Origin of the sequence: Staphylococcus agnetis (assembly GCF_011466855.1) — a bacterium.
GTDB lineage: Bacteria > Bacillota > Bacilli > Staphylococcales > Staphylococcaceae > Staphylococcus > Staphylococcus agnetis.
Genome location: NZ_CP045927.1, coordinates 2398910 through 2422131 on the forward strand (window position 1 = coordinate 2398910; position 23222 = coordinate 2422131).

Below are 23222 nucleotides of genomic sequence, written 5' to 3' on the forward strand. Positions count from 1 at the left end.
AAAGTGTAGGAAACAAGCAAAATATGGAAAAGGACGTGACTGAGGATGATATGTTTATCTGAACACATTGCACTCGTTACTGGAGGTGCAAATGGGATTGGTAAAGGGATTGCCGAAGCTTTAGCGAAAGCCGGTGCAACGGTGATTATTGGCGACATTGATGAAGTCAACGGACAACAAACTGCACAAGCCATTCAAGGACAATTTTATAAGTTAGATGTCACGAATAAGAAGACTATTGACGCTGTGGTTGAGGCAATTGTAGCAGAACATGGAAAAATAGATATTTTAGCTTCAAATACTGGTGTATATCCACAAATTGAAATTGAAGAGTTAACAGAAGCGGATTGGGATAACATCCAAAATATCAACTTAAAAGGTACATTTCTTGTGACACAAGCGGTGCTCAAACAAATGAAACAGCAGAATTATGGTCGCGTGATTCTTACTTCTTCTGTGACAGGTCCTATCACAGGTTATCCTGGATGGGCACATTACGGTGCGACGAAAGCGGGACAACTTGGCTATATGCGCAGTGCCGCTCTTGAATATGCAAAGTACGGTATTACAATCAATGCGGTACAACCAGGTAACGTACTTACGGAAGGCCTCAAAGCACAAGGTGAAGCCTATTTAGAAGGGACACGTAATATCATTCCAACCCATGAATTAGGAGAACCTGCAGATATCGGGTATGCCGTAGCATTTTTTGCTGCACCTGAAGCGAAATTTATTACTGGTCAAAGTCTCGTTATTGATGGTGGGCAGATCTTGCCAGAGGAACCCGATGCCATTAAAGATTAATAAGTCATATTTTTACATTCTAAATAGCGTTATTTAAAACACGAATCGTCTACACTACATGCGCGTTCAGCACCATTAAAGTGTAGACGATTCGTCTCTCTTAATTTAATTTATTGTTCCACAAGGTACACTTTTTCAGTGTAACAACGTGTATTCATCATTTTGTTTTTCAAAAAACGATACCACGCTAAATGGACACTGCCTTTATCATGACTTTTTAAAATCTTCAGTGGGACTTGAAGGTTTAAACACCGTCCTGAAATATTAAAGCGGGTCACACCCGCAGGAACTGTTTCTCCACGCTCCACAACGGTTTCTATTTCCTCAATGTCTAAAGGCTGATACTTCATCATCACATAAGCGTCGTCTGTACAAACCCCTTCACAATGTGCGACGCGTTCCACTGCACATGCATCGGTATAACTTTCAACTACTTTATCCCATGCCTTGAACTTTTCATTCCCAAGATCTTTGCGATATAAATACTGTTCATAGGAACCTTTACACATCGTAATAAATGGACGTTCAGAGCGAATTTCAGTCGTCCAAGGTAACGCATCATCGTGCTGTAAATGAGACCACCAATTTCCAAATGGCACCTTATGATGCCATGTTTCAATTGAATATTGCGTTTCATTAATTATTTGCACGGGGACTAACTGACATCCTAATGCTTTCAAACTCGTATATCGATGCACACCATCGATAACCATATATTTACCGCTTCGAATTTGTATCGCTAAAATGGGATGACGTATAAACTGATCTGCTTCAATACTGGTTTTGGTCTTTTCAAGTCGACAAGGTTCAAATGTTTCATGTAAAACAATTTGGTCAATGGGAATGAGTTTTAAATTTTGATACATTTGCTTCATCTTCTTCCTCCTTTGTATCTTGCAAGTAGACGAATTCAGGGTGCGGATGGCTTAAAAAATCATGATGTGAAATCGACCAACCATATGCCCCAGCATATTGAAAGACAACCACATCTCCCATCCTTACTTGAGGCGTCATACGATCCTTTGAAAACACATCTTTTGGAGTACATAACTGACCGACAAACGTCACTTGACTCTGTGTTAGCGTGGGTCGTTGGAAAGTAAACGGAAAGGCCTCCACCTCACATATTTCTAATGGATGGTTATGTTGCCAAGACACCGGCAGTCTAAAGTGCTGCGTGCCCCCTTTTAAAATGGCATAATGTGTGCCATGCACTTGTTTTATATCAATGACTTCAGTCGCATAATAGCCCATATGCGCGGTTAGATAACGTCCACATTCAAAGTTAAGTGTTATGCCTGACATTGCTTCTTGCTCAATGACTTCGTGTAGCCCCTGATTGAAAGTGTCCCAATCAAATTGTACGTCTAAATCTTGATAGTTCACCCCTATGCCTCCACCGACATTCAGGTGTTGCAATGAAAAGTGGTGTTTTTCCGCCCATTGTTTTGCCTTTATAAAGTATAAACGCATCATTTGAACATGGAGTGACGCGTCCAAATTGTTAGATATGGAATGAAAATGAAAGCCTTCTAACGTGATACGTGGTAATTCTAGTGCACGTTGAATGACTGTATCCACTTCTTCTTCAGAAATTCCAAATTGTGTTGGACGCCCCGCCATATGTAAGGTCGCATTTGGAAATGGACCCGATAAATTGACACGTAATAAAACAGGCATGGTCCTATCATGTTTCTCTAAACGCGCATTTAAACGCTCCAATTCTTGTACACTCTCGATATGAAGTCGCTTAATTCCCCGGGTAATAGCCATATCAAGTTCTTCATCTGTTTTACCGGGACCACCGAAAATCATGCGATTAGGCTTTAATACCGCACACCCTTTGTCAATTTCTCCTTGAGAAGCAACTTCAAATCCTGCTACGTAGGGTTCAATGGCTTGTAAAATGCGTGTCTCACTGTTCGCTTTCATCGCATAATACATGTCACAATTTTTAGGCAACGACGCTGTAATTTGTGAAATATGGTGTTGTAGCGCATCAAGGTCGTAAATGTAATGACATATGGAGGACCCGGATACCTTCATTTCTCTTAAAAATTGGTATATGTAATCCTTTTTAAGTAATGTTCGGTTTTGATTTTCTACGTGTTTCGCGTTCACAAAGGTTCACCTCCTTTATAAGATAAAAGGTCTTGTTTTAAGTGACGGTATAATTTACCACGGTCATCACCTAATACAAAGGCCTTCACACCTTTGTCTTTCCATGCCTTAAATTGTGCGTGTTCACGGGGTAGAGCGATAAATGCTTTATGGTGATGTGTCGTAATTTTATACATATAGGCTGTCGCTTTTTGCACAACTTCATCTGTCGTTTGCCAAGGTTTACCAAAAGATTGAGATAAGTCTGCGGCGCCTTCGATGATCATGTCTATACCGTTGACACTGGCAATATCATCTAGTGCGTTAAGTCCTTGTTGACTTTCAATCATCGCAATCACCACAATACTATTATTGGCTTCAGCCATATAGTCTGTGAGCGGCATTTCTCCGAAGCGTGGCATACGACCGCCATTTAAACTGCGCATGCCTTCTGGATAATAGCGACTTAGCTTAACAATTTCTTCAGCGCGTGCTTTACTCTCCACATGTGGAACGATAATGCCACGTGCACCCATATCCAACACTTTAATAATATCCCGTTCTATGGATTGCGTTACACGGACGATCGGTGTAATGCTAGCTGTTTCAGCCGCGCGAATCATATGTTCAAGGGTTTCATCATTAATGGCCGTATGCTCAGTATCGATAATGACGAAATCATAACCACTCGCTGCTATCATTTCAATAACTAGCGGATGCGGAATCGAATTAAATAAGCCGTATACTGTTTCGCCTCGTTGCAGTTTCTCTTTAAGTGATAGCGCCATCATGGTGGATCACTCCTAACGGGTTCGTCACGTGATGAATGCGCAGTTCATTATCTTCGCGAAGTCGACGTGTCGTTAATTTTTCAACTTGAATCGTTCGTTCAAATAAATCGAAATGCTGTTGAAGCGGCAAGTTGGGATGCGCGCGTAAATAATCTTGTATGCAGTCATACACCATGTGCCACTGATCCGATTCAGATAGGTTGTATGCCTCTTCCATAAATAAAATCTGTTGCGCGATATTGATAAAGAAAAAGGCATCCAGTACAAAATCTCTAACAAGTTGTACATCATCGGTTTCAATAAACGAGTTACGATTAATGCGTTGATGCGCTTCCGGTGTATCTTGAAGTTGAGGTTTTTTGGCGATATCGCTTAATAACGCACGTTTAAAGCGCACACCATCATGAAAATCTTTAATGGCTACACGTGTTGGCCAGCCCTTTTCATGAATGAGCATCATATTTTGCGCATGAGATTCTAAAGCAATACCATGCGTATACAACATATGTATTAATGGACGCACCGCAACGTTAATAAATTGTCGCATCCAATTATCAGCACCGTATCGTTGTATCCAACCATCGATGACCGGGCGTTCTTCAGTGTCTTTACTATAAAGCGCATGAAATGGTATCGCCTCTTCACCTGCTTCTAAATAATGATATATATTTTCACGCCATATCACGCCTAATGCACCGTAAGTTGCCGTTCTCTTGTCTTCTGGCAAATGCTGTTGATCATACGACATCCCCAGTACCTCTCCTAGAAACACTGTACGTAATTGGTCTCGCAAATATGGATCATGTGCTTGAATATGTTTCAACCAATCTGTAATATTGGCTGCATTTTCTATTGTATGCGGTGCAAGTACCCGCTTCGTTGACGTATTGGTAATATTAAGCGGGACTTTAATATAATATTTATCGGTTTCGACAGGTGACAACGTGCGTATCGATTGTTGGGGCACATAGGCTTCTCTAGATTTCCCAAGAAATATAATGTCACCATTTAACCACGCTTCAGCAAAATGATTGGCGATCATATGGTCAAACTGCCACGGATGTACGGGTAACCATACATAATCTGAGACGTTTTCGACGTGTTGACGTAAAGTGTCAGTGAATTGATCAACCGTTTCTTGACCAAGTTGATGTTTCAAAATTTGCTCAGGCACAATAGATTGAGAAATCGTTTGTTGGACGTGATGTTTAGGTACGGCAATCCATGTTAAATGAATCGTTGGTTGAAAATCAGGTCCATATTTCAAATTTTCTTCAAGGGTAAATCCAAGGCGTGACTTATAACTTGGATGATACGTGTGCCCTTCCATCGCATAGGATTCGAGCGCATTAAACGTTTTAGGTATGGCTTTATAATGGTTCAATTTATACATAAGTGCTTGGCAATCTTTTAATTCTGTTTGTATGAGTTCACCGATAAATTGCTCAATTTTCTGTGTATCTTTTGTGAATGTATATTGGACATCTCTCAATAATTGCGCATAATTTAATGTCGGACTTTCGGTACCATCTGCACCCACTTTCATAATTTGAGACGTGAGTTGTAAACGATTAAAACTCTCTGTCACACGTACATCAAAATGATAGGATGCATGTTCACCTTTTATTTCAACATGATGCATATTATCTTTAAGATGCGTCATGGTATACACGACAATCTTTTCATAAATTAACGAAGTGATGAGTTGTGCCATGATACGTGTTTTTACACGTTGTTCAATTGATTGCATCAAATGATGAGACCTCCTCTACATGACGAATTGGGTTCAGGATATTAATATAAATTGGATTTTCACTGCAATTTTTGATTTTACTCATAAAGTTCGCTTTAGCAGAAAACGTTTCAGAAGCTAATACATCTTCTACATAACGTTGTATCTTTTTATCTGTCGTCCAAGATTGGCATTGTGTGCGTACCACACGCCATAATTGCGCTTCATTTCCAGTCGCCTTTCCAAGTGTTGACACCAAATGACCGAGATGGTTCACGATCACATAATATTTAAAGCGATGCCATGCAGTCTCATGCGTTTCGACAACTGGACTATTCGAACCTACAATTTGGGGAACGAGTTGTGCTTCACGTGCGAGCGTTTCAGATAAACATACCCCTTCTAGATCACGTACATAGCACACTTTAGGGATACCTTCTTGAAACTGGATTAACGTATTTTGAACATGGCCTTCTAAACTAATACCGGTCGTTGCAAAAAGTGTGAGCATCGGTCGAATCATCACATCTAAATAGCGCTGTAACCAAGTTTCGACAGATAAACCACTTTGTTGAACGCGATCGTACAACATGGAATGTGTGGCATTTGGCATCGTTTCAAAAAGACTGGCAAGGACGTGAATGTCTTTGTTTTCGTCATATTCATTGATACCTTCACGGACGATTAACGCCGTTTCAGTAATCCAATCTTTGTCACTTGAAGACGTCTCGAGGTGTAACGCACGATAGCCTTGTTCAAACATTAATTTAAAGGTTGGGGTCTCGAACATATTTTTAACGTGTGCAATGACTGTTGCAGCATCTAGCGTTCGTTCGATTTGTTCAAAATTATTCGTACGTATAAAGTTAGTGATTTTAACGTGTATCGGTAGTTTTAAATAAACATTGAGCGCTTTTTCAAATACCGTCCGAACGGAAGACGTCGGGTAGACCGACCGACCTCTTTGCCCTAAATCTATGATGCGTCCACAATCAAGCTGTGCCTTAAATACAGGATCCTCTTGAAGGTGACGCATTTGATACGGATGAAGTGGCAATAATGTATGTCCTTGAGGTAAATCCGCTTTGTCCATGAATGCCAGTTCATATAACGTTTTCGTGACCGTATCCGTGAGTCCCTCTACATCACGTGCCAATATAAGCGAGGCGTCTACACTTAAATAATGAAGTTGAAAATGTGTATGACATTCTGGTGCATAGCGTTTTAAATCCTCTGATGTAAAACCTTTTGAACTTTTTGGGGTCGGATGAAACGGATGCCCTAAATACAATGATTGTTCTGATTGTATATAATGATCCACTGTACGTGTGTCATCTTTATCATTTAAGTAGTGCGCCGTGCGTGACATACTGTTTTGTATATCAGCGTAGATGTCTTGCACACGCGCTTGATTACTTTCATCTTTAAAAATGGATAAGAGGCGTTCAATGGCGTGTTGACATGTCACAGGTGATATCACATCACCTTTCTTTATGAAAACCTGCTTTTGATACACATGATGCCCCATCATTGACCAATAAAGAAATGTGCCTATCAATGTTTCGTTATCATTTAAGCGAATGTGCCATTGCTGATGTTCTGGGGCATTGTGATACAATTGATTTTCTCTAAAATACACATTAAGCATGCGTTCTAGTGCTGCTTGTTCAGCTATAGCTTTATTTTGAATGTTTTGCACGTTGTACTTTCAACTCCCATAATTGATTCATTAATGATTGATCTTCTTTTATACATTTCAACTGTGAGGATTTCAGGACAAAACTACTGGCGATAAAAATAATACCCATTACAATAAATGTCATCATGGGGTTATAGTGACTTGTAATGAGTGCACCGGTCATACTTCCAACTACTTGACCCAGTACCAGCATGCTGTTCGTCGACCCAATAAACGTCCCTTTTAAATCTTTATGACATGCATTTGCGACGACAAACATCACACTTTGAATCAGTGCACTGTATGTAAAACCTTGCATCATTCGAAAAATTAACAACATCCAGAAGTTAGTGGCCACGCCTTGTAACACGACACTGAGCCCACAAATTAACGTTGTTGCAATATAAACATATTTCACATATTGTTTGTCATTAAGCATGCCCCATAACGGTGCGCTTAATATTGAGGCTGTCCAAAAGACCGATTGAATCAAGCCTATAGCTGCCTTATCATCAAGTAGCGTTGTATTGGCGCCTGAAACAAGTGGTGCCAGTGCGGTCATCATGCCATACATGGCAAGATTGGCTAAAATACCCACAATAATAAATCTGCAAGTCACATGTGTACATAACAAACATCTAAATGATGTTCTCACACCGCATTGCATCGGTGGTGTCGCACATTGTTGCTTACGATGATGCGATTCAACTAAAGTCACCATGCCTACACCGCAAATGATAAATGTGGCAATACCAATTGAAAGCAATAACGTTTGAAAGCCGATGACAGTGGCTAACACACCACCGACTAAAGGTCCCACTAACGACCCTGCACTTACGGAACTTTGTAGATGTCCAAGCACCTTTCCTCGTTCATTCGCAGGTGCTTCGCTTGTCGCAAATGCATTCGAAGCGTCTACCACACCGCCGAACAGACCTTGTAATAAGCGCACAAGTACAAATTGAAATGCGGTCGTACACATCGACATCAATATTAAACAGATGCCTAAACCAATTAAGGCACGTAACACCATCCACTTTCGGCTGATTTTATCGCCAAGTTTCCCCCATAATGGAGACGCAATCATCGTTGTCACAGCAGGTGCAGCGATAGCCACACCGCTCCACAGTTGAATTTCTGTTACAGATAGTTGTTCTAATGAAGCGATATAGATGGGTAATAACGGCACGAGTACCGTTAAACCCGCTATAGAGATAAATTGACTGCTCCATAAAATGCGAAAGTTACGCTTCCAAAGATGCGCACTAGTCATACGACATCATTGGATTCACAATCTCTCCAATACTTGATGGCATACTGCCACCCCCAGAATCTTTTTGATGTAATAAAGGTAAGAGAATGCGTTTAAATGGCCATGTCTCTTTATCAAAAAGCAGCTGTCGTACTTCCTCTGCACCATTAGGCCACTTTGTCTCATCGACCGCCTGTTTCATCGTTTGACGTAAAAAAGCCATTAATCGCTGTTCATCAAGCTGATAAAGCGACGCAAATGTATCGATGATGGCATACACATTCACTAAGATGCCAAGCGTTTGAAAATACGTGAAGAACGTTTCCAAATCGTCGTTAATTAAAGTATTCGGTGTATCTTTGCGAATCGCATATTCTGGCACATCCATACCATTTAGAGTCATCCAAGCCGGATATATCCGCACCGTGTCGTGATCACGAAGAATGAATTGGCGTACTCGACCGTTTTGAAATGCGACGAGCACATTTTGACCGTGCACTTCAGGCAATATACCGCGACGCATGCAGGCAAATAGCGTATGAATGAATGATGTAACGATATCTTGATAAATAGCTTCTACTTCCTCTGTCGTAAAATCACAATGACCAAAGACAGGTTCAAGTACGCGCGTATCTGCCATCGCAAGCGCAGCCATAGAAATGACGACTGTGTTGGCCTCTTTGACAACTTCTGGATATTGGCGCAATTGCACGGTTAAATGCCCCGTACGATCTTCAAAAATATTTTTAGACGGTGCGATGAAGGACCACCATTGTTTTTCATCGCATAGTAAAAGGTGGGTTTTTAGATATTCAGATTGTTGCCTCACTTGTTCAAGTAATGCCTCTCCTTTTTCACCATTAAGCAAATAACGTGTCGGCGTGAGTCGTAAAGCACCTAACGATTGCATCGCAAAAGGAACTTTAATATGGTCAAAAGGACGCTCAATATCAATCAATGTGCGCATTGATGAGGATGAAACAAAACGACCACACATCATATCAAGGGGTACAATCACCTTTTCTTTTATCTCTTGTTCAAAGTAATGCGGTAACACATGGTTGAACTGCCAAGGATGCACAGGAAATAGCATATAGTTTTCAGGATTCAGACCCTGAGATTCCATATATTGATGAAATGTATTATCAGTCGTGATGTTTAAAGCGCGTTGTAAAGTTGTTTCATTGGCATGCTGACTTGCCATCACCCAGTCTCGATGAAGCGCCACCACTTTCAATGACATCGGCGCATTATATTCGACTTGAAAACGCGCATAGTCGGACGCATTTAAGCCACGTTTTTCTTTTGCTAATGGATGAAATGGACGATCTTTGAGACTAGCGAATTGTTCTGATTGCACAAAAGGATGTTCTGCAAGGTCTAAACCTTGATACTGCGCTGCCAATTGCTGACAGGCCTGTACGAGTCCTTCACGAAAACGCACACTATTCAGCTGTTTAGCCTCATCTGGATGCATCATGACAAGCGTGTCCCAAAGTGATACAGCATTTAAAGTAATCGTCTTATGTGATGTATAAAGTTTGACCTCTCCTTTTGAACGCGCGAACCGGTACACATTTAAACTGCTTAAATACACAGGAATTTCTAATCGTTGGTCTTCATGTTGATACACAAATAAAGTTTGTTCATCTTGATGAATCACGCGCCCTTTTGAGTACAGTTCAAAAACATCTTCAAAAAACAGTGCGTCTATCAAATCACTTAATATCACTTTTGACGCCAGTTGTTCATTATGGTTTGCTACATGGCTCATATTTACACTCCTTTATTCCATTACAATGTCGACTGCTTCATTTTTAATAAAGGCTTAGTGTCGTTCCAATCCCCTCAGCTCGCGCTTTTTTGTAAATGTAATAGGCACTTGAAATATCCTCTATTGCCATGCCCATCGGATTGAGTAAAATGATTTCATCATCATTTTCACGACCTGGTTTTTCTCCAGTTAACAATTGACCTAACTCAGCATGTAGCGCTTCTTCAGAAAAACGGCCTTCTAACACCAGTTGGTTAATCGTTTTTTTCTCACGATTCGCTTGAGACCAATCATCGACAAGCACTTTATCCGCTTTTAAGAACACTTCTTTTTTTACGTCCATAATCGAGATATTGCTAACGAACGCACCTTTTTTTAACCAGTCATATTCGATATACGGTTGATCTGTGACCGTACACGTAATCACAACATCGCCATGCTCGATGGCTTCTTTTGCTGATGTACTTCGAATAAAATGAATATCTGGTCGTCGTGCCTGCCACGTATCGACAAAAGTCGCACTGGCTTTGTCGAATTGGTCGTATACATAGACGTTTTCGATATGATCGAACTGTTCTAGCATACTTTGAAGTTGACGGTCTCCTATCAAACCACAACCGATGATTGTTAAATCAGTGAAGCCTTTTTTAGCTAGATGTTGTGCTGCAATCACTGAAACTGCAGCGGTACGCATACTACTAATAAGACTTGCTTCCATTACCGCGATCGGATAGTTTGTTTCTGGATCATTTAAAATAATGACACCACTTGCGCGTTCCATATGACGTTTCGATGGATTATCGTGCTTACTCCCAATCCATTTAATACCAGAGATTGGGTCCTTAAGCCCAATATAACTTGGCATCGCAATGATTCTATCTGCTATATGTCCGTCTTTACCATTTGCACGCAAATAAGGTTTTAATGGTTGCACAAACTTTTGTTGCGCATGTGCTGTTAGCGCTTCTGTTAACGCCTCAACATAAATATTGGAATGATGACCTCCAACGTTTTCAATATCTGTTCGGTTTAAATACAACATCTCATGTTTCATCTTTGTATACTCCTCTTTTTTAATCGTTTTACATTATTAACACTTATATGTTCGCGGGTATTGATAGAGACGTTAGTCTCCCTTCACACTCCAGGAACACTTTCCTCAACTTTTATACGGAATGTAACACCGTATCGTCATCTGTATCGCACGTTAAACGCTGTACCCATGTGTCTGAATACACCAAATCTAAATAACGCTCTCCTCGATCTGGTAATATCGTCACGATGGTTCGATTTTTATCTACGTTTTTGATTAATTGTTGTATTGCTGCAACGATTGCACCAGTAGAGCCTCCGGCAAAAATACCTTCTTTTTCTACCAATTCATGACAACCTTTCGTAGATTGATAATCATCTATATGTATGACGTCATCTATTTCATTTTTATTTAAAATCTCTGGAATTCGGCTTGCGCCAATGCCGGGCAGTTCACGATTTTTTGGCGTATCCCCAAAAATCACAGAGCCTTTAGCATCTACCGCAATAATTTTAGCGTTTGGATGATGCGCTTTAATTTTGCGACTCATGCCCATAATACTGCCTGTGGTACTTACAGGTGCCACAAAATAATCGATCGGACCTTCAATCGCCTCAACGATTTCCGTACCTGCGCCGTGATAATGGGCTTGCCAGTTTAAATCATTCGCATATTGATTGATCCAATAAGCATGTTTTGATTCATTGAGCAGTTCTTTTACACGTGCAATCCGCGTCTTTAAATAGCCACCATTTTCATCTGGTGTATGAACCATATCCACATGTGCACCATAACTTTTTATGATTTTTAAATTCGTCTCAGAAATTTTAGGATCAACCACACACGTTAACTTTAAACCTTTAATTTTGGCTACCATCGCAAGCGCTATGCCAAGGTTCCCTGATGTACTCTCAATCAAATGCGTATCTTTAGTGATGTCACCACATGCGATCCCATGTTCGATAATGTACTTGGCAGGGCGATCTTTCATACTGCCACCAGGATTCATATATTCTAATTTGGCAAAAACCTTATGATTCTCAAAAAGTGACGCTAACTGAACCATAGGTGTTTGGCCAATACACTCTAAAATAGAATGATTGTGCTGATTTGAATTCATTTTACTGCCCCCTATTTCAGGATATATCGCATTCTCAATTTAATTGATAATGATTATCATTATCAATGTTGCTATTATATAAATGATACTTTGTAAATGTCAATTAATAATTAAATCAAAAAATTAAAAGATTCTATTGGAGTGCACAGGGCCTATAACGTCAAAAAGCACTCAACCGTCTTAAAAAGATGATTGAGTGCTAAAAATGTTCGAGCTATTTTTAGAATTTAAATTACTTTGTTACACATCCATCAAGAAGATGATGAATGTTCTTGTTTCATCATTTGATAGCCAACTGAAAGATGTGTCCGAATATATTGTGGGTTTTTAGGATCATGTTCAATTTTTTTACGTAACGTCGTCATAAACACGCGTAACGAAGGTAAATCAGATTCCAAAATATGTCCCCAAACGGCTTTTAAAATAAATTTATACGTTAACACTTTGCCTGTATGTTCCGATAAAAGCACGAGTAACTTATATTCAATTGGCGTTAAATGTATTGCATTACCATCAACAGTCACTTGATGGCTATCGAAATCTATCCACAACCCACCGTTGTGATAAACGTTAGAAGGACGTGTGCAATCGTTGTATTTTCTTTGAAGTACACGGACGCGTGCTAACAATTCATCCGAATTAAAAGGTTTTGTTACGTAATCATCCGCCCCATTATCAAGACAAATTACTTTTTCCTCAGCATCCTCTCTTGCACTGAGCACGAGTATTGGGGTCTGATAGTTTTGTTTCACCTTTTGAATCACACATAGCCCTTCCATATCTGGTAAACCTAAATCAAGAATGATGATATCTGGAAGTACGTTTTCAAACTGAAATAGTGCTTTTTTACCGTTACCTGCAAGGTGTACCCGATAATTATTTTGTTCAAATAACCGCTTCAATAAGCGTTGGACAGAGGCATCATCTTCTACAATTAATAATTGCGTCTTCAATTAATCACCTTCTCTATAGGGAGTTTAAAGCCAAAAATCGCGCCCGTAGGTTCATTTTTCTTAATGTACAGGCTCGTATGATGTCGCTTTAAAATCATTTGGCATAAATATAAACCTAGACCCAAACCTTTACGTGAGCGATCTGATGTATTGTCACTCGTATAATACTGATCAAATATGCGTTCTTGCATCGCTTCATCGACCCCGTATCCATTATCCTGAACTTCAATCACTGCACTCGAGCCTTTATGACGCACACTCAACGTAATGACCGATTGTTCAGGTGTATATTTAATCGCATTTTCAACTAAATTAATAAGAACTTGCGTCATCATTTTCTCATCAATATGAACGAGTAAAATTTCGTCAGGTTCCTCAATGCGAAAGGTTCGTGTCCCTGCTCGTTTCACTGTCAATTGGTAGGCCGTATATATCACTTCAGATAAGACAATGGTCTGCTGATTACTGATTTCATCATCATGATCTATTTTCGTGATTGTCAAAATGTTATTGACCATATTATTCAGCCACGTCGCGTCTTCCTTAATACTTTTCAAAATCGGACGTTGCCCCTCACTCATCTCTTTATCAAGCACATCAAGATTACCTATCATCGCCGTCAAAGGCGTACGAATGTCATGTGAAATTGACTTTAAAAATGTACTTCTTGCTTGTTCCCGTTCCTTTTCTTTTTCTTGCTGTTTATTCTCTTTATACAAACGTATTTTCTCAAGCGTATTTGTCATATCAATCGCCATCGATAAAATGATTTCTTTTTCAAACGTTAATTGATCTGACGCTGGAATCACGATGATATAAGTACACGCTTGCGCATTCACTGGTAAGAGATAGTACGATAATCCTGGAAACGTATCTGTAGAATAGCCCGCTTCTTGTTGATGGTATTTCACCCATTTTAAATGAGCTGCCAATTTGGGAAATACCTCAGTTTGATTTGAATGGATAATCCTCACATCTTCATGTGTTAATTTTGAAAATTGTTGTTTCATCGTTTTAATGACCGCTTGTTCATCCACGCTTTGTATAAGTAACTTGTTCGTTTCAAGTAACACTTCTGTACGATATATTTTTTCTTTTGCCACTTTTGTTTGTTGCTTTACATTTCGTACGAGCGCACTCATGATGATGCCGCAAACAAACATAATTGTAAATGTCGCAGGGTAGTCTGCCCGGTAGGCTTCAAATGTAAATCGTGGTGTAGTAAAAAAGTAATTAAACAGCAGTACCGCTGCCATAGAAGAGAATATCACGTTCAGTCTCGAGCGTATCCATAAAGCACTCATAATAACGCCGAGCATATAGACGGTAATTGTATTAGACTCATTTAACTGATGCTGAAACATCGTTAGACTAATCAACGTACATACAGTCATAATGACAACCAATTTCAGCAAATCGACCATTTGAAATTGGAGCCACGGTTGAAACAAAGGTTTTGACGCTTGTTTTTGTACCGCACTTGGAATGATATACACATCGATATGCGGATAGCGCGCATTTAACTCTGAGATAATGTCTTTACGCTGAAAGATACGCGACTTATGTGGGCGACCGAGCACCACTTTATCAACGCGATTGGCAGAACACCATTCTCCTAATTGTTCACTCTCTTCCCCATAAAGACTAATAAAATGACCACCAAGTGACTCGAGTAACTGTCGATTCAAGTTCAGCTGGTGTATCGCTTCAGGTTCAAGTGTACTACTTTCAATATAAATCCCCGTTAGACTGCATTTAAATGCTTGAGCTAATCGTGCTGCATGTCGAATAACTTTCATATTTTGGGCAAAAGGTGAAATCCCAACCGCAATGACTTGTTCTTCGTTTTCAAGACCGACTTCTGTCATCTTGGCATCCACCAAATTGGCGAGTTCTCTTAACGCGAGTTCCCTCAGTTGTATCAAATGATCCAGCTGGAAGAAACCTTCTAACGCCCGCTGTGCTTGACGTTCCTGATAAATGTTCCCTTCTTTCATACGGGTCTGTAAATCGATAGGTTCAATGTCTACGAATTCAAAAGAATCCGCTTGTTTAACCAATCGATCTGGGACCCTTTCGCTCATTTCAATTTTCGTAAAATGATGAATGGTATGATACAGCGATTCAATATGTTGAATATTGAGCGTCGTATACACATTGATACCCGATTGCAATAACTCTTCTATATCTTGATAGCGTTTTTCATGACGACTCCCTGGCGCATTGTGATGGGCTAATTCATCTATAAGTATCGCATCTGGTTGTGCTTCAATAATGGCATCGATATCTGGCTCATGAAATGTATGATGGTTGTAGTGCAACGTTTTAAGTGGAATGACTGGAATTGACTCAGTTAAAGCGGTTGTTGCCGGCCGTTGATGAGGCTCAATATAACCGATACGCACATCAACCCCTTTTTCAATCAAATCATGTGCATCTTTCAACATACGATACGTTTTACCAACGCCAGCTGCATAACCTATATATATTTTCAGTTTGCCCTTCATATGTATGCCTCCTATTCTTCATCAGTGTAGTCCTTTCACATGAGTAAAACCAGTGAGAACCACACACTCACCCAAATCTTAATACGATATTAATATCATCAACGGACATGTTAACGTCCTCTTAATACCAATCGTGATATAGTTTTCTCATCTTATAAAGGGAGGCAAAAAAATGGAAGATATTCTTTATATCCTTTTGTTTCTTGGCATGTTCGGCTTACCTATTTTAGGGTTAGACATTTTAGAAAAATATTTAACAAAAAAGGAGCCTAAATGATGGTGCTACGTTTCATTATTATATGTATTTTTATATACCTGATACATGTGCTTATTTACCCAGAAAGATACTAATAAAGGAGTAATGGTTAATGGATTGGTTACTTTTAATTAGCATATTTATAGTGCTCGCCACTCTCTTAGCGTGGTACCTCTACCACATTTTTTTCAACAGTAAAAGTTATATCTATATGCACTATGCAAAGTTAGAAAATACGTTGACGCATGTTCTAAAAGTAAAAACATCTGCGCAAACCGGTAAAGCATATCTTAAAAGTTTACTACTCACCAATGGGATTGCGACAGTAATATGTTACGCCATATTACGTTTACAACATGGCTTATGGCTCAACCCAAATCATATTGATAATATGACACCGGACATGGCATTTCACACTGTCATTTCCTTTATCACTAATACCAACTTACAACATTACGCTGGTGAAACAAGTCTAAGTTATTTATCACAAATGATAGTGATTACTTTTTTGATGTTTCTGTCCGCAGCTTCGGGTTTATCGGTGGCACTTGCCTTTATCAGACGAATGACGGGCATTAGTGATTGCGTAGGTCACTTTAACTCTGATGTCATCAAAGTCATTGCATTAGTGTTACTTCCGCTTTCATGTATCATCAATTTGCTTTTGATGCATGAGGGTGTCATACAAACGTTGAACAAAAACTTATATATTTCGACAATCGACCATCGCATTCAAGCGTTACCTTTAGGTCCTGTCGCCTCACTCGAAAGCATTAAACATCTCGGTACGAATGGGGGCGGTTTTTTTAGCGCAAATAGTGCGATGCCTTTTGAAAACCCTACCGTTGTGACAAATATGGTAGACATGATTTCTATGATGATTCTGCCAGGGGCAATGTTCATTTTATTTGGCATCGTATTATATAAAAAGAACTTCCCTTCTAAAAATCAAGCGTTTTATTTCGTTGGCTTACTATTACTCATTTTCACACTTTGTTTTATCGTACACATTACTGCAGAGTATATGGGAAACCCTCACATTCCGGGTGCCAATTTTGAAGGGAAAGAAACGCGTTTTGGGATGACGCAAAGTGCCCTTTTCGCTATAGTCACAACGAGCTTTACCACTGGTGCTGTCAATCATATGCATGATTCTTTAACGGCACTCGGCGGAATGGTACCACTGATGCTCATGATGATTAATGCTATTTTTGGAGGAGCGGGTGTAGGCTTTTTAAACTTTATGACGTACGTGTTATTAACGTTATTCATTGCAGGACTCATGATTGGACGTACACCACAACTTTTCGGAAAACGTCTTGAAAGTAAAGAAATGACACTCATTTCTATTATCCTTATTATTCATCCATTCATCATCTTGGGGCTAACATGTCTAACTTTCATTTATCCACAAATGATGCATGCCATGACTAATCCGGGTGCCCATGGTATCTCACAAGTCCTCTATGAATTTACGTCAGCGAGTGCAAATAATGGATCAGGATTTGAAGGATTACAAGATCACACTCGACTTTGGAACATCACTACAGGTTGCGCCATGTTTTTCGGACGTTATCCTGCGATGATACTTCAACTCTTCGTAGCCTCGTTACTTGTCAGAAAGCCCGTACAAAACACAGCCAATGAAATGGCTATAGATACTGCAGTCTTTAATGTACTTTTAGTTGTCATTATTTTGACTATAAGTGCACTCACATTCTTACCTGCTCTCGTACTAGGTCCTATTGGTGAGTATTTGACGTCTCTAGGAGGAGTATTATGAAACAAGAACTTTTAAAATCAGCCGTTGGACAAGCGTTTGTGAAACTTAATCCAACAAAAATGATTAAAAACCCTGTTATGTTTGTCGTCTTAGTGACCTTTTTTGTAACGGTGTTGGGTGGCATCTTTCCATCCTTATTTTCTATGAAACCTGCAGGCCCTTACCACTGGACTATTGCAGTCGTTTTATTAATAACGATATTGTTCGCCAACTTTGCAGAAAGTCTTGCAGAAGGACGTGGTAAGGCAGAAGCCAGCGCCCTCCGTATGAAGAAAAAAGAGATGACTGCCAGACGTCTTAAAGACCATCAAGAACATACTATCCCTGCAACCAAGCTTAATAAAGGGGATATTGTACTTGTAAAAAAAGGCGAAACCATTCCTTGTGATGGTGAAATCATTGAAGGCATTGCAATGGTCGATGAATCCGCCATCACAGGAGAATCTGCACCTGTCGCAAAAGAATCAGGCGGCGATTTTTCAAGTGTCATTGGGGGAACGGTCGTTGTCAGCGATCAGTTGAAAATCAAAGTTACAGCCGCAGCGGGCGACTCCTTTCTCGATAAAATGATTGCATTAGTCGAGGGCGCTTCGCGTCAAAAGACACCAAATGAACTTGCTTTGTCGACCTTGTTAACCAGTTTGACGCTCATATTTTTAATCGTCATCGTTACTTTAGTCCCCATTGCACGACACTTACATTATGATTTATCGACGACAGCTTTAATTGCACTATTTATTTGTCTAATCCCGACTACCATTGGGGGATTACTTTCAGCGATTGGCATTGCCGGGATGGATCGGGTTACCCGCTTCAACGTCATTGCCAAAAGCGGGAAAGCCGTCGAAGCATGTGGTGATGTGGATATGATGATTCTTGATAAAACCGGGACCATCACCTTTGGTAACCGTATGGCACATGCCTTTTACCCTGTCAGCGGGGTCACACAAGATGTATTAACACAAGAAGCCGTACTCAGTTCTTATGATGATGATACGCCAGAAGGACGTTCTATCGTCACATTTGGCGCATCACAAGGCACGCACATTACACCCCCTAGTCGTTATACAGTCATTCCATTTACTGCAGAAACGCGAATAAGTGGGATTGAGGTAGACGGTCAACTTCACCTTAAAGGAGCTGTAGATGCCGTTATAAAACGCGCTAAAAAATGGGATATTGCGATACCTGAAGATTTATTGTCGTTAACAGATGAAGTGGCACATCAAGGTGGGACACCTCTTGTCGTCATGGATCATACACAAATTTATGGTGTCATTTATTTAAAAGACATCGTTAAACCAGGGCTACCTGAACGCTTTACCGTATTGCGTAAAATGGGCATCGAAACCGTAATGTGTACCGGGGACAACCCACTCACAGCTGCGTCCATTGCACAAGAAGCCGGAGTAGACCGTTTTATCGCCGAATGTAAACCTGAAGATAAAACACGCGTTATTAAAGAGGCACAAGCACAAGGCAAAGTCATCGCAATGACAGGGGATGGTACCAACGATGCCCCTGCCCTTGCACTCGCTAACGTAGGCGTGGCGATGAACTCTGGAACCATCGCCGCGAAGGAAGCAAGCAATATGATTGACTTAGATTCTGATCCAACAAAACTCATTGAGATTGTAGAAATTGGGAAACAATTATTAATTACACGTGGCGCCTTAACGACTTTTAGTATTGCTAATGATATTGCAAAATATTTTGCAATCATCCCAGCACTCTTTTTACCGTGGATGCCCGCGATAAATAGTTTAAACATTATGCATCTACAAACGAGTCATTCAGCTATCCTATCGGCATTAATTTTCAATGCCATCATTATTCCTTTATTAATCCCTATCGCCTTAAAAGGGGTTAAATTTAGACCAACAACTCAAAGTCGTTTACTGTTAAACAATACGTTGATTTTTGGACTTGGTGGCATCCTTACACCATTTATCGGTATCAAACTTATAGATATCATTATCAATCTATTTTGAGAGAAGGTAATACTATGTTTAAAAGTTCGATTTTGACAACACTATTGGTGTTCGTCATATGTGGTTTTGTGTACCCTATACTTACAACCGCAGTGGGTCAAACGTGTTTTCATTATCAAGCCAACGGGAGTTTAATCAAAGACCATGGTGAAATTGTCGGTTCTGAACGCATCGGTCAAGATTTTACATCGCCATACTACCTACATGGACGACCATCACCTCACCATTACAGTTCATATCCGGTCACCGAAAACCCAGACCATATCCAACCAGTGACAGGCGGTACAAACTTTAGCAATCAAAATCAAACGTTACTCGACCGCGTCGCTAAAGACCGTAAAACATTCAGTCAAAACAACGGGGTTCAACCTAACGATGTCCCGGTAAATATCTTAACTGCATCAGGCTCAGGATTAGATAGCCAAATTACGAAACAAGCAGCAAATATGCAAATACACCGTATCGCCAAACATAGTGGCTTATCCATAAAAACGATACAATCTATAATTGACAATCATACGCTACATCAATCCAAATCAGATATCGTCAACGTACTCGCTGTGAACCTAGACATCAAGCACGCTATGCATCTTTAAAAATCAACGCCCTTCCTCACACTCATCCGTCAAGGTAGACTGAGGGAGGGCTTAACTTTTCGTATGCCTCTATGTTTCTTCTACATAACATCGACACTATCACTTTTAAACCTCGCTTGACTACACAATGAATGGCTACTAAAAAATGTATACAATAACAGTCAAACTCACACCCACAATATAGAACAAAATATATATCATATAATTCGTGTTTAATTCACTTTCATATAAACACAACTTTCATAAGATATAATCTCTTTTAAGAATCACTTAAATAAAGGTACCCTTCTTGCCATCATTGTCAAAATGATTACTTACTTTTTGACGTCACATCTCTACACAAATTTATATTTAAATGCATAGCACCCCAAAAAAGTGTCGAATTATCAAATATTTTATAAACTTTGATTACAACTTCTATATTTAAGAAATATTTAATGTTACTCTAATTGGTTGCGTGTTATACTTTTTTACGTTAATAAAAGTTATTCTATTTAAAAAAAGAAAGGGATAGTTATGAAAAACAAAAATATTTCTAGATTGCTAATGGGAGCAGCAACAATCACACTTGCAACAATGGTAGCTAATGGGGAAGCGAAAGCAGCAGAATCAACAGAAACAACACCTGCACAACACACACAAACGAGCGACGTAACTGACGCACAACGCGCATTTTACAAAGTATTGCACTTAGAAGGTATCACAGAAGAACAACGTAACCACTATATTCAAACATTACGTACACAGCCTGAGCGCGCACAAGAAGTTTTCTCAGAATCCATCAAAGACAGTAACAATCAAGAGCGACGTGCTGGACAACAAAACGCATTTTATGAAGTTTTAAACAATGAAAATTTATCTGAGCACCAAAAAACAGAAGCACTCGCAGAAATCCAAAAGAATCCAGACAAAAGCCAAGACGTATGGTACCAAACATTACACACTGAAACACACACAAACAACAACTTAGAATCTACAACTCCAGAACACACTCCAAACTTAAATGAATCAACGCAAAACACAGGGCACCTCACAAGAGAACAAGCATTCGCACGTCATAACGAACTAACATCAGACGCAAACACATCACTATCCGAATTATTAAAAACAGACTCAATCGATAACCGACGCAACGCACAACGTAACGTTAATAAAGCGCCATTAGACGTTAAAGAACAATTACAAAAACAACTCGATTTAATCATTGCACAACACGATGCAAAAGTACGTGATAACAGCACTAAAACGACTGAAGACACTAATAACAGTGTTGAAGATGCACAAGCACGTATTGACGAACGTGTACGTACAATCAACGAAGCTTTAACAACATTAGAAAAAGAAGATTCAATTAAAAACCGTCGTCAAGCACAACGTGAAGTGAACAAAGCACCACACTACATGCAAGATCGTTTACAAAAACAATTAGACTTAATCATTCAAAAACATGCGACTTCAAAAACAACAGTAGCGACAGAAACATTATCATCTAATCAAAACACAGAAGCACCAAAAGTAGAAGCACCAGCGAAAACAGAAACAGCACCAAAATCACCTGGTTACTATCAAGCATTTAAAAACTACATCAGTGAAACATTCAATAACGGTTATAAATACGTAACAGATACGTACAACAGTTATAAAACAAAATATGACAATGCTAAATTTTATGCTGACAAATACTTTAAATATAAACGTCTAATTGATCCAATCGTATTAGCAACTTTAGGTGATGGATGGAAATCGCATATTACTCCAATTAAAATTGAAGAAAAAAATGGAGCTCTCTACAACTCATACGCTAAAGTCAGAAACTACGTCACTGAAGGCATTAACACAGGTAAAGTTTTATATGCGTTCTATCAAAATCCAACATTCGTAAAAGCGACAATTAAAACAGCTAACACTGTTAGTTCATTAACTAACTCTTTCACAAATTTATTCTCATCACTTTGGAAATAAATAATTGAAAATCAAAAAAGCTAGGACATAATTCCTAGCCAAAAAAGAGAATCGATCAGGTAAAATCATTTTTACTTAATCGATTCTCTTTATATTTTATTTCGAAATAAAGCCCTAATGTGTAAAAAATTATCCATAAACAAAATGATATTTTTGGTAATCTGAAAGCTAATTGAGACTTCAATAGATTGTCCGTACGTACTCCATCTAAAGTCGAATGTGAAAATATAATATTTTCATGGCACTCAACCTAAGTAAAATAGCATAATAAGTGCTAAATTTAAACAGAATTAGCGCGCAAAACACCACAAAATTGTAAATAAATTTTGTGGTGTTTTTTAATAGTTAAGATTCTATATCCCAGGCCAACTCTAATATCTATATTTTACGCGTGATAGCGGCCAATCATTACTTTCTCAACATATTTTCCATTATATGCAAAGCTAATTTGTTGTCCGTTCACATTGTACATGATTGCTCCGTGTAACTTATCTTCTGTCATTTTATATCCCGCGTATGCTTTTTTTACATCAGCCACTTTTAAACTTTTATTCTGAACCATGAAAGTAACAGAGACTGGCTTCTTATTAATATATTCAATTTCTTGATCGTATTTCTTTTTAAATGCTAATGGACTCCCACTTTTAAATGTTTGGATTTTAGCATCTACTCTCACTTTATTCATTGTAATGTTATTGTATCTTAGCGCATTAATAAAATTTTTCTCAGTAACAAATTTCGCATTATATCCAGCATACCCATTATACGTATAATAAGGTGTTGTTGCTGCGTGTGTCACAGGCGCTTCCGGATTCACTACATTAAATGTCACACCAGTTAATAAAATACTTACTGAAAGAACTAATTTACCCATTTTATTCATTTAATAC

18 protein-coding genes are annotated in these 23222 nt (G+C 39.2%); 6 read left to right on the plus strand and 12 right to left on the minus strand.

The genetic code is table 11. The features are described from left to right. Positions 1-45: 45 nt before the first annotated feature. Positions 46-804, plus strand: coding sequence for a 3-oxoacyl-ACP reductase FabG (gene fabG / locus GJE18_RS11870; protein ID WP_060552120.1), 759 nt, complete (start codon positions 46-48; stop codon positions 802-804). Between the two features lie 110 nt (positions 805-914). Here the strand turns inward: fabG and sbnI are convergent, their stop codons facing one another. The 11 genes from sbnI to GJE18_RS11925 form a co-directional block, all read right to left on the minus strand. Next, entirely contained in the window at positions 915-1679 is a 765-nt protein-coding gene (sbnI, locus tag GJE18_RS11875) for a bifunctional transcriptional regulator/O-phospho-L-serine synthase SbnI (protein WP_060552121.1), read from the minus strand. Then, positions 1639-2850 (minus strand): type III PLP-dependent enzyme, encoded by a 1212-nt coding sequence (locus GJE18_RS11880; RefSeq protein ID WP_107368481.1) that lies wholly within the window; start codon positions 2848-2850, stop codon positions 1639-1641. Before GJE18_RS11880 ends, sbnI begins: the two co-directional genes overlap by 41 nt. 71 nt (positions 2851-2921) lie before the next feature. After that, complete coding sequence (locus GJE18_RS11885) at positions 2922-3695, minus strand: HpcH/HpaI aldolase family protein (RefSeq protein ID WP_107368466.1); 774 nt, start codon at positions 3693-3695, stop codon at positions 2922-2924. Continuing rightward, positions 3676-5445: a staphyloferrin B biosynthesis protein SbnF gene (sbnF, locus tag GJE18_RS11890; RefSeq protein ID WP_107368467.1), complete on the minus strand. Its 1770-nt coding sequence runs from the start codon at positions 5443-5445 to the stop codon at positions 3676-3678. The genes GJE18_RS11885 and sbnF overlap by 20 nt, the downstream gene beginning before the upstream one ends. Next, positions 5432-7117, minus strand: a complete 1686-nt coding sequence (locus tag GJE18_RS11895) for an IucA/IucC family protein (protein ID WP_107368482.1) — start codon at positions 7115-7117, stop codon at positions 5432-5434. The genes sbnF and GJE18_RS11895 overlap by 14 nt, the downstream gene beginning before the upstream one ends. Continuing rightward, on the minus strand, positions 7107-8378 hold the full coding sequence (locus GJE18_RS11900; protein ID WP_107368468.1) for an MFS transporter: 1272 nt from the start codon (positions 8376-8378) through the stop codon (positions 7107-7109). Before GJE18_RS11900 ends, GJE18_RS11895 begins: the two co-directional genes overlap by 11 nt. Beyond that, complete coding sequence (gene sbnC, locus GJE18_RS11905) at positions 8371-10131, minus strand: staphyloferrin B biosynthesis protein SbnC (protein WP_107368469.1); 1761 nt, start codon at positions 10129-10131, stop codon at positions 8371-8373. Before sbnC ends, GJE18_RS11900 begins: the two co-directional genes overlap by 8 nt. A gap of 43 nt (positions 10132-10174) precedes the next feature. After that, on the minus strand, positions 10175-11185 hold the full coding sequence (gene sbnB, locus GJE18_RS11910; RefSeq protein ID WP_107368470.1) for an N-[(2S)-2-amino-2-carboxyethyl]-L-glutamate dehydrogenase SbnB: 1011 nt from the start codon (positions 11183-11185) through the stop codon (positions 10175-10177). Between the two features lie 112 nt (positions 11186-11297). Further along, a complete protein-coding gene (gene sbnA, locus GJE18_RS11915; protein WP_165886169.1) occupies positions 11298-12284 on the minus strand; it encodes a 2,3-diaminopropionate biosynthesis protein SbnA in 987 nt (328 codons plus the stop codon). A gap of 251 nt (positions 12285-12535) precedes the next feature. Continuing rightward, positions 12536-13237, minus strand: a complete 702-nt coding sequence (locus tag GJE18_RS11920; RefSeq protein WP_107368472.1) for a response regulator transcription factor — start codon at positions 13235-13237, stop codon at positions 12536-12538. After that, positions 13234-15744 carry a sensor histidine kinase gene (locus GJE18_RS11925; RefSeq protein WP_107368473.1) on the minus strand — a complete coding sequence of 837 codons (2511 nt, stop codon included), beginning with the start codon at positions 15742-15744 and terminating at the stop codon, positions 13234-13236. Before GJE18_RS11925 ends, GJE18_RS11920 begins: the two co-directional genes overlap by 4 nt. Positions 15745-16020: 276 nt before the next feature. Here GJE18_RS11925 and GJE18_RS12390 point away from each other — a divergent pair, with 276 nt between their 5' ends. From GJE18_RS12390 to GJE18_RS11950, 5 genes are all read left to right on the plus strand, one after another. Beyond that, positions 16021-16095: a potassium-transporting ATPase subunit F gene (locus GJE18_RS12390; protein ID WP_370682792.1), complete on the plus strand. Its 75-nt coding sequence runs from the start codon at positions 16021-16023 to the stop codon at positions 16093-16095. 17 nt (positions 16096-16112) lie between these two features. Further along, positions 16113-17783, plus strand: coding sequence for a potassium-transporting ATPase subunit KdpA (gene kdpA, locus GJE18_RS11935; RefSeq protein ID WP_107368474.1), 1671 nt, complete (start codon positions 16113-16115; stop codon positions 17781-17783). Continuing rightward, the gene (kdpB, locus tag GJE18_RS11940; protein ID WP_060552131.1) at positions 17780-19774 is read left to right on the plus strand and encodes a potassium-transporting ATPase subunit KdpB; all 1995 of its coding nucleotides are present in this window, start codon (positions 17780-17782) and stop codon (positions 19772-19774) included. Before kdpA ends, kdpB begins: the two co-directional genes overlap by 4 nt. A gap of 14 nt (positions 19775-19788) precedes the next feature. Continuing rightward, positions 19789-20370 (plus strand): K(+)-transporting ATPase subunit C, encoded by a 582-nt coding sequence (gene kdpC, locus GJE18_RS11945; RefSeq protein ID WP_165886170.1) that lies wholly within the window; start codon positions 19789-19791, stop codon positions 20368-20370. Between the two features lie 516 nt (positions 20371-20886). Next, positions 20887-22332, plus strand: a complete 1446-nt coding sequence (locus GJE18_RS11950) for a C3-binding domain-containing protein (protein WP_107368476.1) — start codon at positions 20887-20889, stop codon at positions 22330-22332. 385 nt (positions 22333-22717) lie between these two features. Here the strand turns inward: GJE18_RS11950 and isaB are convergent, their stop codons facing one another. After that, positions 22718-23215: an immunodominant staphylococcal antigen IsaB family protein gene (gene isaB / locus GJE18_RS11955; RefSeq protein WP_107368477.1), complete on the minus strand. Its 498-nt coding sequence runs from the start codon at positions 23213-23215 to the stop codon at positions 22718-22720. Positions 23216-23222 lie beyond the last annotated feature (7 nt).